The 12661-nt window shown below is 65.9% G+C and carries 9 protein-coding genes and 1 pseudogene; 9 read left to right on the forward strand and 1 reads right to left on the reverse strand.

Annotated elements, in window-relative coordinates; translation table 11 throughout:
- The 7 genes and pseudogenes from murG to lpxC form a co-directional block, all read left to right on the forward strand.
- A partial coding sequence (murG, locus tag EGJ34_RS09260; RefSeq protein ID WP_125360207.1) for an undecaprenyldiphospho-muramoylpentapeptide beta-N-acetylglucosaminyltransferase occupies positions 1–795 on the forward strand: 795 nt, incomplete at its 5' end.
- 34 nt (positions 796–829) lie between these two features.
- Positions 830–2266, forward strand: a complete 1437-nt coding sequence (murC, locus tag EGJ34_RS09265) for a UDP-N-acetylmuramate--L-alanine ligase (protein ID WP_125360208.1) — start codon at positions 830–832, stop codon at positions 2264–2266.
- Entirely contained in the window at positions 2263–3240 is a 978-nt protein-coding gene (locus EGJ34_RS09270; protein ID WP_125360209.1) for a D-alanine--D-alanine ligase, read from the forward strand. Before murC ends, EGJ34_RS09270 begins: the two co-directional genes overlap by 4 nt.
- Positions 3237–3911, forward strand: a pseudogene (locus tag EGJ34_RS09275) (cell division protein FtsQ/DivIB); the annotation flags it as partial. The gene EGJ34_RS09270 and the pseudogene EGJ34_RS09275, both read left to right, overlap by 4 nt.
- A gap of 65 nt (positions 3912–3976) precedes the next feature.
- The gene (gene ftsA, locus EGJ34_RS09280; protein WP_125360211.1) at positions 3977–5212 is read left to right on the forward strand and encodes a cell division protein FtsA; all 1236 of its coding nucleotides are present in this window, start codon (positions 3977–3979) and stop codon (positions 5210–5212) included.
- 179 nt (positions 5213–5391) lie between these two features.
- Positions 5392–6615, forward strand: a complete 1224-nt coding sequence (gene ftsZ / locus EGJ34_RS09285) for a cell division protein FtsZ (protein ID WP_125360212.1) — start codon at positions 5392–5394, stop codon at positions 6613–6615.
- A gap of 200 nt (positions 6616–6815) precedes the next feature.
- Entirely contained in the window at positions 6816–7721 is a 906-nt protein-coding gene (gene lpxC / locus EGJ34_RS09290; RefSeq protein ID WP_125360213.1) for a UDP-3-O-acyl-N-acetylglucosamine deacetylase, read from the forward strand.
- A gap of 275 nt (positions 7722–7996) precedes the next feature.
- Here lpxC and EGJ34_RS09295 read toward each other — a convergent pair whose 3' ends face one another.
- The gene (locus EGJ34_RS09295; RefSeq protein ID WP_185750127.1) at positions 7997–8437 is read right to left on the reverse strand and encodes a DUF721 domain-containing protein; all 441 of its coding nucleotides are present in this window, start codon (positions 8435–8437) and stop codon (positions 7997–7999) included.
- Between the two features lie 12 nt (positions 8438–8449).
- Between EGJ34_RS09295 and EGJ34_RS09300 the strand changes: the two genes are divergently transcribed.
- Both EGJ34_RS09300 and secA read left to right on the forward strand, forming a co-directional pair.
- Positions 8450–9400 (forward strand): M23 family metallopeptidase, encoded by a 951-nt coding sequence (locus tag EGJ34_RS09300; RefSeq protein ID WP_125360215.1) that lies wholly within the window; start codon positions 8450–8452, stop codon positions 9398–9400.
- Between the two features lie 161 nt (positions 9401–9561).
- A complete protein-coding gene (gene secA / locus EGJ34_RS09305; protein WP_125360216.1) occupies positions 9562–12291 on the forward strand; it encodes a preprotein translocase subunit SecA in 2730 nt (909 codons plus the stop codon).
- The last annotated feature ends 370 nt before the right edge of the window (positions 12292–12661 follow it).

The raw sequence follows: 12661 nt of genomic DNA on the forward strand, positions 1-12661 counted from the left end.
CCGCGTGCGGTGATCGCCTTCGGCGGCTTCGCCTCCGGACCCGGCGGTCTGGCCGCGCGCCTGCATGGCCTGCCGCTGCTGGTGCACGAACAGAACCGTGCGCCGGGCCTGACCAATCGCATCCTGTCGCGGTTTGCGCGCCGCGTGCTGACCGGTTTCCCGGGCAGCTTTGCCACCCGCGAAGAGCCGGTCGGCAACCCGGTGCGCGCCGAGATCGCCGCCATCGTGCCGCCGCAGGAACGCCTGGCCGGTCGCAGCGGTCCGCTGCGCCTGCTGGTGCTGGGCGGCAGCCAGGGTGCACGTGCATTGAACAATGCGGTGCCCAAGGCGCTGGCCGCACTCGGCAGCGACGTGTCTGTGCAGGTTCGGCACCAGAGCGGTGAAAAGCTGCACGCCGAGGCGCTGCAGGCTTATGCCGACAACGCGGTCAACGCTGACGTGCAGCCGTTCATCGCCGACATGGCCGAAGCCTTCAGCTGGGCGGATCTGGTGGTTTGCCGCTCCGGTGCTTCCACCCTGGCCGAGCTGTGCGCGGTGGGCGTGGGCAGCGTGCTGGTGCCGTTCGCCGCCGCCGTCGATGACCACCAGACCCGCAATGCCGAATACCTGGTCGAGCGCGACGCCGCCGTGCTGCTGAAGCAGGACGACACCCTGGCCGCGCGCCTGCAGGACGTCCTGCGAGACCTGTCCACCGATTCCGCCCGCCGCATGCAGATGGCGCAAGCCGCGCGTGCGCTGGCCAAGGTCGATGCCGCTGAGCGCATCGCCGACATCATTCTTGAGGAAGCCAAATGAACACCGTTATCCGCATGTGCCCGCGAGGCCGCGCATGATCCGTCGCCTGCACGACACCAATGACCTGGTCCGCGCGTTCCCGCGCGTGCACTTTGTCGGCATCGGCGGCACCGGCATGAGCGGTATCGCTGAGGTCATGCTGACCCTGGGTTATGAAGTCTCCGGTTCGGACAACGCCGACAACGCCGCCACCCGCCGCCTGGCCGGGCTGGGCGCGCGCGTGATGCGCGGGCATTCGGCCGCCAACGTGCTCGGCACCGACTGCGTGGTGGTCTCCAGCGCGATCCGCGAAGACAACCCGGAACTGATGGAAGCGCGCAGCCAGCGTATTCCGATCATGCCGCGCGCGGCCATGCTGGCCGAGCTGATGCGCTTCCGCCGCGGCATCGCCGTGGCCGGCACCCACGGCAAGACCACCACCACCAGCCTTACCGCTGCGGTGCTCAGCGAAGGCGGGCTGGACCCGACCTTCGTGATCGGCGGCCAGCTGCTCGCCGCCGGTGCCAACGCCAAGCTCGGTGGCGGCCAGTGGCTGGTGGCCGAAGCCGATGAGAGCGACGGCAGCTTCCTGCGCCTGAACCCGCTGGTCTCGGTGATTACCAACATCGACGCCGATCACCTGGAGAACTACGGCAACGACTTTGCCCGCGTGCAGGCGGCGTTTGCCGAATTCCTGCAGCGCCTGCCGTTCTACGGACTGGCGGTGCTGTGCATCGACGACCCGGAAGTGGCCGCGCTGGCCGCGCACACCCCGCGTCACGTGATGAGCTACGGCTTGAGCCCGCAGGCCGACGTGCGCGCTGAAAACGTGGTGCAGGATGGTTCGCGCATGCGCTTCACCCTGCGCCTGCCTCAGGGCACCAGCCAGGAAGTGGTGCTGGCCCTGCCGGGCAGGCACAACGTACTCAATGCGCTGGCCGCCGCTGCGGTGGGCTGGCAGCTGGGCGTTGCACCGGATGCGATCGCACGCGCACTGGCCGGCTTTGCCGGCGTGGGCCGCCGCTTCAACGACCTTGGCGAAGTGACCACCGCGTCCGGTGCCAAGGTGCGCATCATCGACGATTACGGCCATCACCCCAGCGAACTGGAAGCCGTGTTCGCCGCCGCCCGTGGCGGCTGGCCGGACCAGCGCCTGGTGGTGGCCTTCCAGCCGCACCGTTACAGCCGCACACGCGATCAGTTCGACAAGTTCGCCGCAGTGTTGTCCAGCGTCGACGCGCTGGTCCTGTGCCAGGTGTACCCGGCAGGCGAGGACCCGATCGCCGGTGCCGACTCGCATGCACTGGCGCGCGCCATCCGCGCGCGCGGCCGCAGCGAACCGGTGGTGGTGGGCAAGCCGGCCGAGCTGGCCAGCGTGCTGCCGGACGTGCTGCAGGACGGTGACCTGCTGCTGATGATGGGCGCGGGCGATATCGGCGCGATGGCCACCCACCTCGCAGTGGAAGGCTTCAAGAGCGAGGGCCAGGCATGAGCACCTTCGATTTCGCTCCGCTGCGGACCACCAACCCGGCTGACTTCGGTCGCGTTGCCGTGCTGCTCGGTGGCACCTCCAGCGAACGCGAGGTGTCGCTGGACTCCGGCCGCAATGTGCTCGAAGCGCTGCGTGCGCGTGGTGTCGATGCCACTGCGGTGGACGGCATTCCGGCACTGGCCCAGGCGCTGGTGGAGAAGCGCTTCGACCGCGTCTTCAACATTCTGCACGGCCACAACGGCGGCGGTGAGGACGGCATCGTACAGGGGCTGATGGAAGCCTTCGGCGTGCCGTATACCGGGTCGGACGTGCTCGGCTCGGCGCTGGGAATGGACAAGATCCGCACCAAGCAGGTGTGGCTTTCGGTCGGTTTACCCACTCCGCAGTACCGGAAGGTCACCGCGGAGACCGTGCACGCGCAGGCGCGCGAACTCGGCCTGCCGGTGGTGGTGAAGCCGGCCAACGAAGGTTCCAGCGTCGGCATCAGCCGGGTGATGGATGACGCCGGCCTGGATGAAGCAGTGGCGCTGGCCTCGCGCTACGACGGCCAGCTGCTGATGGAGCAGATGGTGGTCGGCGACGAGCTCACCGTCGGTATCCTGGGCGATGTGGCGCTGCCGTCGATCCGCATCGTGCCCAAGGGCCAGTGGTACGACTACAACGCCAAGTATCTGGCTGACGACACCCAGTACCTGTGCCCGGGCCTGGAAGGCGATGACGAGGCGGAGATCCGCCGGCTCGCGCTGGCCGCGTTCCAGGCCGCCGGCTGCCGCGGTTGGGGCCGTGTCGACGTGATGCGCGACCGCGCCAGCGGCCGTCTGTACCTGCTGGAAGTAAACACCGCCCCGGGCATGACCAGCCATTCGCTGGTGCCCAAGGCAGCCGGCCAGGTCGGCATCGGTTTCGAGGAACTGGTCTGGCGCGTGCTGGAACAGACCCTGCCGCAGAGCAACGAGGAGAGCCGCCACGCATGAACGCGGTGCTGCGCATCTTCGTCTGGTTGCTGGCCCTGTCGCTGGTGGCGCTGCCCGTGGTGGCGGTGCTCAACGGCTGGGTCGCGGCCGAGCGGTGGCCATTGGCCAAGCTGCGCGTGCACGGGGAGTTCAAGCGGGTGCCGGCCGAGCAGCTGCAGCAGGTGATCCTGCCGTATGCGCAGGCCGGCTTCTTCGCGGTCAAGCTGCAGGACGCGCAGGATGCCATCGAGCAGCTGCCGTGGGTGGAAAGCGCGCAGGTCCGCAAGCAGTGGCCTGACGTGCTGGAAATCACCCTGGTCGAACACAAGCCGTTCGCCCGCTGGGGCAAGGACCGGCTGCTGTCCGAACAGGGCAAGCTGTTCGCCACGCCCAAGCAGCTGCAGGACATCAAGCTGCCCAGCCTCGACGGTCCGGATACCCAGACCCGCGAAGTGGTAGCGCTCTACAACGAATCGCGTGCGCTGTTCGCGCCGACCGGGCTGGATGTCACCCGGGTCAGCATGGACGCGCGTGGCAGCTGGTCGCTGCAGCTGAGCAACGGCACCGAGGTGGTGGTCGGTCGCGACGACGCCCGTTCGCGCCTGCAGCGCTTCGTGCGCGTGCTGCCCCAGCTGGCCAACCAGAGCACGCCGATCGAGCGCGCCGACCTTCGCTACACCAATGGTTTCACGCTGAGCTGGGGTACCCCGGTTCCGGCCGCGCCGGCCAATGCGGCGCAGAACACGCAGGACAGGACATGAATCGCAAGGGTGACAAATCGCTGATCGTCGGGCTCGATATCGGCACCTCCAAGGTGGTGGCGCTGGTCGGCGAGTACTCGCCGGGCAACCCGATCGAGGTCATCGGCATCGGCTCGCACGAGTCGCGCGGGCTCAAGCGCGGCGTGGTGGTGGATATTGAATCGACCGTGCAGTCGATCCAGCGCGCCGTGGAAGAGGCCGAGCTGATGGCCGGTTGCGAGATCCGCTCGGTCTACGCCTCGATCTCCGGCAACCACGTGCAGTGCAAGAACTCGCCCGGGATCGTGCCGATCCGCGACGGTGAAGTCACCTGGGGCGACCTGGACCGCGTCCTGGACGCCGCTAAGGCCGTGGCCATTCCGGCTGACCAGAAGATCCTGCATGCGATTCCGCGCGAGTACGTGCTGGATGATTCGCAGGAAGGCATCCGCAACCCGGTCGGCATGACCGGCGTGCGCCTGGAAGTGCACGCGCACCTTGTGGTGTGCGCGCAGTCGGCCGCGGCCAACATCAGCAAATGCGTGCAGCGCTGCGGCCTGCAGGTGGACGACCTGGTGCTGTCCTCGCTCGCTTCCAGCGTGGCCGTGCTGACCGCCGATGAACGCGAGCTCGGCGTGGTGCTGGTCGACATGGGCGCAGGCACCACCGACCTGGCGGTGTTCGTGCAGGGGGCGATCTGCCACACCGCCTCGCTGCCGATTGCCGGCGACCACGTCACCAACGACATCGCGCACATGCTGCGCACGCCGACCCCGGAAGCCGAACAGATCAAGGTGCGCTACGCCTGTGCGCTGGCCCAGCTGGCCACCGCCGAGGAAAGCATCCAGGTGCCCAGCGTCGGCGACCGTCCGCCGCGTCGCATGCCGCGTCATTCGCTGGCGCAGGCGGTGCAGGGGCGCTATGAGGAAATTTTCGAAATGGTCCAGGCCGAGCTGCGTCGCTCCGGCTTCGAGGAACTGGTGCGCGCCGGCATGGTGCTTACCGGCGGTGCCTCGAAGATGGAGGGCGTGGTTGAGCTGGCCGAGGAAATGCTGCAGATGCCGGTTCGTGTCGGCATTCCGCAGCACGTGACCGGGCTGGGTGAAGTCGTTGGTAACCCGGTCCATGCCACTGGCGTGGGTCTGCTGCTGATGGGCAGCCAGATTGAACATCCGCGTCGCCCATCGCTGCCGACCGGTCGCGCCGGCAGTCTCTTCAACAAAGTCAAAACCTGGTTCCGCGGCGAATTCTGATTCCAGCTGACAGCCGCATCACTGCAACACCGGCAACATTGCTTCATCGCTCTACACCCCGACGAGCCCCCGCTCCGAGGGACATACCTAAAACTACCGCCGCAATGGCGGCGTGGCACGAAGGGCAGGATGCCCATGACCACCACGCCAACAGAAGCGGTTTCAACGAGGACACGGACATGGCGCACTTCGAACTGATTGAAAAGATGGCACCCAATGCGGTGATCAAGGTGATCGGCGTGGGCGGCGGCGGCGGCAACGCCGTGGCGCACATGGTCAGCACCAGCGTGGACGGCGTGGAATTCATCACCGCCAACACCGACTCGCAGGCCATCAAAAATTGCGGTGCCAAGCTGCAGCTGCAGCTGGGTACCAACGTCACCAAGGGCCTGGGCGCAGGCGCGAACCCGGAAGTGGGGCGCCAGGCCGCCCTGGAAGATCGTGAGCGCATCATGGACGCCCTGCAGGGTGCGGACATGGTGTTCATCACCGCCGGCATGGGCGGTGGCACCGGCACCGGCGCGGCACCGGTGGTGGCACAGCTGGCCAAGGAAATGGGCATCCTGACCGTGGCCGTGGTCACCAAGCCGTTCCCGTTCGAAGGCCGTCGCCGCATGCAGGTGGCGCTGAAGGGCATCGAGGAACTGAGCCAGCACTGCGACTCGCTGATCACCATTCCGAATGAAAAGCTGATCACCGTGCTGGGCCGCAACGCCACCATGATCCAGGCCTTCCGCGCCGCCAACGACGTGCTGCAGGGTGCAGTGCAGGGCATCGCCGACCTGATCGTGCGTCCGGGCCTGATCAACGTCGACTTCGCCGACGTGCGCACCGTCATGTCCGAAATGGGCCTGGCGATGATGGGTACTGGCACCGCCCGTGGCGATGACCGCGCCCAGGCCGCCGCCGAAGCCGCGATCCAGAACCCGCTGCTGGACGATGTGAACCTGGCCGGTGCCAACGGCATCCTGGTCAACATCACCGCCGGTGCCGATTTCACCATGGCCGAGTTCGACGAAATCGGCCGCACCATTGACGGCTTCGCCTCTGAAGACGCCACCGTGGTGGTGGGTACCGTGCTTGACCCGGACATGCAGGACGAAGTGCGCGTGACCGTGGTTGCGACCGGCCTGAACCGTGCCGTGGCCTCCAAGACCCAGCGTCCGGGCGAGCGCGCGCCGATCAAGCTGGTCCGCAACGCCACCACCGGCCAGCCGGAGTTCGGCGACTTCGACAACGGCGGCGACGCCGTGTCCAAGGCCGTCGGCGGCATGGGCCTGGGCCTGCGTCGTCCGAGCGCCGACACCGTGGCTCCGTCGGCCCCGGCCGCCGCGCCGGCCACCGCCGAGCTGCCGAACGACTACCTGGATATCCCGGCGTTCCTGCGCCGCCAGGCGGACTAAGCGTTGCAAGCCGGGGACTTGTCCGCCCCGGTGAGCATCGCCATGTCCCCAGCTGCCGGGCCTGGATGGGCCCGGCAGTTCGCCGTCCCGCGGTTCTGGCCTCTGGCCGGAGCGCACCCCGTTCAGAAAGGGGTGGCGGTACTGCGTGTTATTCTTGTTTGTCATTGTCGCGCTGACAGCGCGCTACCCGGTCGACCCCCATGATTCCGCAACGCACTCTCAAGAACACGATCCGCGCCACCGGCGTTGGCCTGCACAGCGGCGACAAGGTCTACATGACCCTGCGTCCCGCTCCGGTCAACCATGGCATCGTGTTCCGCCGCGTGGACCTGGACCCGGTCGTCGAAGTCCCGGCCCGTGCCGACCTGGTCACCGAAGTGACCCTGTGCACCGGCCTGACCTGCAACAACGCCAAGATCCAGACCGTGGAACACCTGATGTCGGCGCTGGCCGGCCTGGGTGTGGACAACATCATCGTGGAACTGTCCTCGGCCGAGCTGCCGATCATGGACGGTTCCTCCGGTCCGTTCGTGTTCCTGCTGCAGTCCGCCGGCATTGCCGAGCAGGACGCGCCGAAGCGTTTCATCCGCGTGCTCAAGACCGTGGAAGTCACCGAAGGCGACAAGGTCGCCCGCTTCACCCCGTATGAAGGCTACAAGCTGGGCTTCACCATCCAGTTCGACCACCCGATGATCCCGGCCAAGCAGTCCCGTGCGGAAATCGACTTCTCCACGGCGGCCTATACCAAGGAAATCTCGCGCGCCCGCACCTTCGGTTTCATGCGCGACCTGGAGTACATGCGCGAGCGCAACCTGGGCCTGGGCGGTTCGATGGACAACGCCATCGTGCTCGACGAATTCCGCGTGCTCAACGAAGACGGCCTGCGTTACGCCGACGAATTCGTGCGCCACAAGATCCTCGATGCCATTGGTGACCTTTATCTGGCCGGTGCGCAGGTGCTGGGTGCCTATGAGGGCTTCAAGTCCGGCCACGCGCTCAACAACAAGCTGGTGCGGGCGCTGCTGGCCGACGTCACCGCCTGGGAGTGGGTCAACGCCGCGGCCGACCCGGCCCCGGTGGTCTACGGTGTTCCGGCTTACGCGTAACGACAACCCATTGATTTGAAAAGAAAACTAACGGCGCTTACTGCGCCGTTTTGCGTTTCCGGGCTTCGAGGGCCGTGAAGCTCACGTCAATGAACCGTGACCGGACCGTCGTCACTTTTTTGTGAACCCGATCCGTTTTCGGGGTAAAAATAACGCAAATTTAATAAAAGACTAACGACTGGACGACCGTCCGCGGCTACGATGGCCGCCGGCTCCCCGAAATGTTTCACGTCTTGGTGACACAGCCGGGGAAGGAGCGGGATGCTCCGATGGGATCAGGACCCCGAGCCCTTGGGGTCCTGGAAACAAGCCAAAGCGTCGCGTAGCCCTTGGTGCGTGGCGGCTGAAACTGCGCGGGGGCCATTCCTGTTGTCGATCGCTGGGGAGCGTGGAGGAGGGGCAAGCGCAGTCTTGATGGTCACCTTGGTGACTTTCAGCCCGATGGAACGGGCCGCGTCGATCAACTCGCGTTCGGCAAGCCGCAGCTTGGCATGCCAGACCGGGGACTCGACGAGAAAAACGAGGTGCTCGCCGTTCACATTCGCCAGCCGGCAACGGGTGGCCAGGGTGGGCGGCAAATGGGGGCGCAACTGACGGTCCAGCGCGTCGAGCCAGAGGGCACGACGCAGCGGGTTGCCGGTTTTGTCTTCCATGACCGCTTCCAGCGCCGGCCTTGGCGCAGAAGGGGAACGGGCACTGGATTTCGGCTCAGACATGAAAACTCACTGATGGCATTCAAAAAGATCGTAATCAAAACGCGTGAAGGACAGGCCAAAACGCCCATCGCGCGTCTTCGGTTCTACTTCGAGGACCGCCCCCGCGCCCTGCTTGGCAGCGTGCTCGGGCTGGGTTGCCTGATCGGCTTCGGCGCCGGTCTGGGCGGCAGCATGTTCAATGATTCGCGCCTGCACGCCAAGGTCGCCCAGCAGGAGCGCGAACTGGCGCAGGCCCGCAAGGACGCCCAGACCCAGGTCAACGCGCTGGCCGCCCGCATGGGCGAGCTGCAGGCGCAGGCCACCCGGCTCAACGCGCTCGGCGAGCGCCTCACCCAGATGGGCAAGCTGGAAGACGGCGAATTCGACTTCAACGAGACCCCCGGCCTCGGTGAAGGCGAAGCCGGCCCGACCCAGGACATCCCGGTCAGTGCGGTCAACAGCGACTTACAGGTGCTGGAGCAGCGCTTTGCTGCTTCAGGCCGCCAGTTGTCAGTGATGGAATCGCTGCTGTTCGACCACCAGGTGCAGCAGGACGCCGTGCCGGGCCGCATGCCGATCCGCAACAGCTACATCACCTCCGGCTTTGGCGGCCGCAACGACCCGTTCGGTCGCGGTCGCGGCAACCACAAGGGCATCGACTTCCACGCCAAGGTCGGCGACCCGGTCATGGCCGTGGCCGACGGCGTGGTCAGCTTTTCCGGGGTCAAGGGCGGCTACGGCAACGTGGTCGACGTCGACCACGGCAATGGCTACGTGACCCGCTACGCGCACAATTCGCGCCTGGTGGTGAAAGTGGGTGACCTGGTCCGTGCCGGCCAGGAAGTGGCCAAGGCCGGTTCCACCGGCCGTTCCACTGGTGCCCACGTCCACTTTGAAGTGTGGGAACGTGGCAACGTGGTCAATCCGCGCAAGTTCCTGGGTGACGGCGGCAATACCCCGGTTGGCCGGGTGTCGCGCGGCTGAGTGCGACGAACGGACCGGGGGTGCTTGAAACGCGACACCCCCGTCCCAAGCTACAATAAGTGTTGCCATAGACAGGGCGCAGTGCGCCCTGTTTCGTTTGCGGCGAGCAGCTTCTGCGGAAGCGCCGCCGTTGGGGCGTCTCATTCCAACCGGTTCCTTCAATGATCAACAGCCTGCTTACCCGCGTCTTCGGCAGTCGTAATGAACGACAGCTGCGCCAGCTCAACCGCATCGTCGCCAAGATCAACGCCCTGGAACCGGAGATCGAAAAGCTCTCCGACGAGCAGCTCAAGGCCAAGACCCCCGAGTTCAAGCAGCGCATCGCCGAAGGCGAAGCCCTGGACAAGGTCCTCCCGGAAGCCTTCGCGGTCTGCCGCGAGGCCAGCCGCCGCGTGCTCGGCATGCGCCACTACGACGTGCAGCTGATCGGCGGCATGGTGCTGCACCTGGGCAAGATCGCGGAAATGCGCACCGGTGAAGGCAAGACCCTGGTCGCGACTCTCCCGGTGTACCTGAACGCGCTGGAAGGCAAGGGCGTGCACGTGGTCACGGTCAACGACTACCTGGCCCGCCGCGACGCCGGCCAGATGGGCAAGCTGTACAACTGGCTGGGCCTGAGCGTGGGCGTGGTGTACCCGGGCATGCCGCACGGCGACAAGCGCGAGGCTTACAACAGCGACATCACCTACGGCACCAACAACGAATTCGGCTTCGACTACCTGCGCGACAACATGGCGCTGTCGCGTGCCGACCGCTACCAGCGCGGCCTGCACTACGCCATCGTCGACGAAGTCGACTCGATCCTGATCGACGAAGCGCGCACCCCGCTGATCATCTCCGGCCCGGCTGACGATTCCCCGGAGCTGTACATCCGCGTCAACCGCGTGGTGCCCAGCCTGATCCGCCAGGAAAGCGAAGAAGCCGAAGGCGATTTCTGGGTCGATGAAAAGGGCAAGCAGGTCCATCTGTCCGAAGCGGGCATGGAGCACGCCGAGCAGCTGCTGGTCGAGGCCGGCATCCTCAGCGCCGAATCCGAAGGCCTGTACGCCGCGCAGAACCTGACCGTGGTGCACCACCTCAATGCCGCGCTGCGCGCGCATGCCATCTACCAGCGCGACGTGGATTACATCGTCCGCGACGGTGAAGTGGTGATCGTCGACGAGTTCACCGGCCGTACCCTGGCCGGCCGCCGCTGGTCCGATGGCCTGCACCAGGCGGTGGAAGCGAAGGAAGGCGTGCCGGTCCAGCGCGAGAACCAGACCCTGGCCAGCATCACCTTCCAGAACCTGTTCCGCATGTACAAGAAGCTGTCCGGCATGACCGGTACGGCCGATACCGAAGCCTACGAATTCCAGAGCATCTATGCCCTGGAAGTGGTGGTCATTCCGACCAACCGCCCGACCATCCGCAAGGACTCGCCGGACCAGGTGTTCCTCAACCGCAACGGCAAGTTCAATGCGGTGCTGGCGGACATCCAGGAGTGCAACAAGAAGGGCCAGCCGGTGCTGGTCGGCACCACCTCGATTGAAACCTCGGAAATGCTCTCCGAGCACCTGCGCAAGGCCGGCGTGCACCATGAGGTGCTGAACGCCAAGCAGCATGACCGCGAAGCGACCATCATCGCCAACGCCGGCATGCCCGGTGCGGTGACCATCGCCACCAACATGGCCGGTCGCGGTACCGACATCGTGCTGGGTGGTTCGCTGGAAGCGCAGCTGCACGAACTGGGTGAAGACGCCAGCGCCGACGACAAGTTCAAGGTCAAGGCCGAATGGCAGCGCCGCCACGAACAGGTCAAGGCGGCCGGCGGCCTGCACATCGTCGGTACCGAGCGTCATGAATCGCGCCGTATCGACAACCAGCTGCGTGGCCGTTCCGGCCGTCAGGGCGACCCGGGTTCCTCGCGCTTCTACCTGTCGCTGGAGGACAACCTGATGCGCATCTTCGCCTCGGACTGGGTCCAGAAGGCGATGCGTCTGATGGGCATGAAGGAAGACGACGTCATCGAAGACCGCATGGTCAGCCGTCAGATCGAGAAGGCGCAGCGCAAGGTCGAGGCGCACAACTTCGACATCCGCAAGAACCTGCTGGATTTCGACGACGTCAACAACGACCAGCGCAAGGTGATCTACGCCCAGCGTGATGAACTGCTCGACGCCGAGTCGGTCAAGGACAACGTCGACGGCATCCGCGGTGACGTGATCTTCGACGTGGTGGCGCGCTTCGTGCCGCCGAACTCGATCGACGAGCAGTGGGACCTGGCTGGCCTGCAGGCGACGCTGGCCTCGGATTTCGGCGTCGACATGGACGTGGTCGGCCTGGTGCACCAGCACGAGGAACTGGACGCCGAAGCGATTGCCAACAAGGTGCAGGAGCAGCTGGACGCGCACTTCGCGGCGAAGGAAACCGGCGTCGGCGAAGAGACCATGCGCGCGTTGGAGAAGCACGTGATGCTGACCGTGCTGGACCAGAGCTGGAAGGAGCATCTGGCGCGCATGGACTACCTGCGCCAGGGCATCTACCTGCGTGGTTACGCGCAGAAGCAGCCGAAGCAGGAATACAAGAAGGAAGCGTTCGAGCTGTTCTCGGAGATGCTGGAGAACGTCAAACGCGAAGTGGTGACCCTGCTGGCGCGCGTGCGCATCCGCAGCGAAGAAGAAGTGGCGGCACTGGAAGAAGCGGAACGCCAGCAGGCGCAGGCGCGCATGCAGGCCTCGCAGTTCCAGCACCAGAACGCCGGCGGCTACGGTGCCGACGAGGAAGTGGCGGAAATGCAGGCGGCGCAGGGCGTCAGCCAGGTCACCCGCGACGAACCCAAGGTCGGCCGCAACGACCCGTGCCCATGCGGCAGCGGCAAGAAGTACAAGCACTGCCACGGTCAGCTGACCTGATAACAAGAAACCCCGCTCCGGCGGGGTTTTTTTGTGGGCTGCCGGCTTACGGGATTGGGGCGATTGGCCGGTGGCCACAGAAAAACAGAATCGACCGGAGCGCTTTGGTAGCGTCGGTCGACAGACGACGGCCGTGAACTTCCCTACGTTCCATAACGCATGGAACCCGAACCGGAATCATCGCGCAACGCAATGTGACGCAGCGCACATTTCAATACCCCTCACTCTTTCCCCACACCCGATCCAGAATTTCCCGACCCCCATCACCCGTCGCCTCACCACTTCCAAGGTGGCAGCATCGCCAGCGAGGCGGTACGCTTGCATTCCCTGCACCCGGACCGGGGTCCGTGGCGGGTGTTGACGCGCCGGA

The organism is Stenotrophomonas sp. 278 (genome assembly GCF_003935715.1).
GTDB classification, from domain to species: Bacteria; Pseudomonadota; Gammaproteobacteria; order Xanthomonadales; family Xanthomonadaceae; genus Stenotrophomonas; species Stenotrophomonas maltophilia_AH.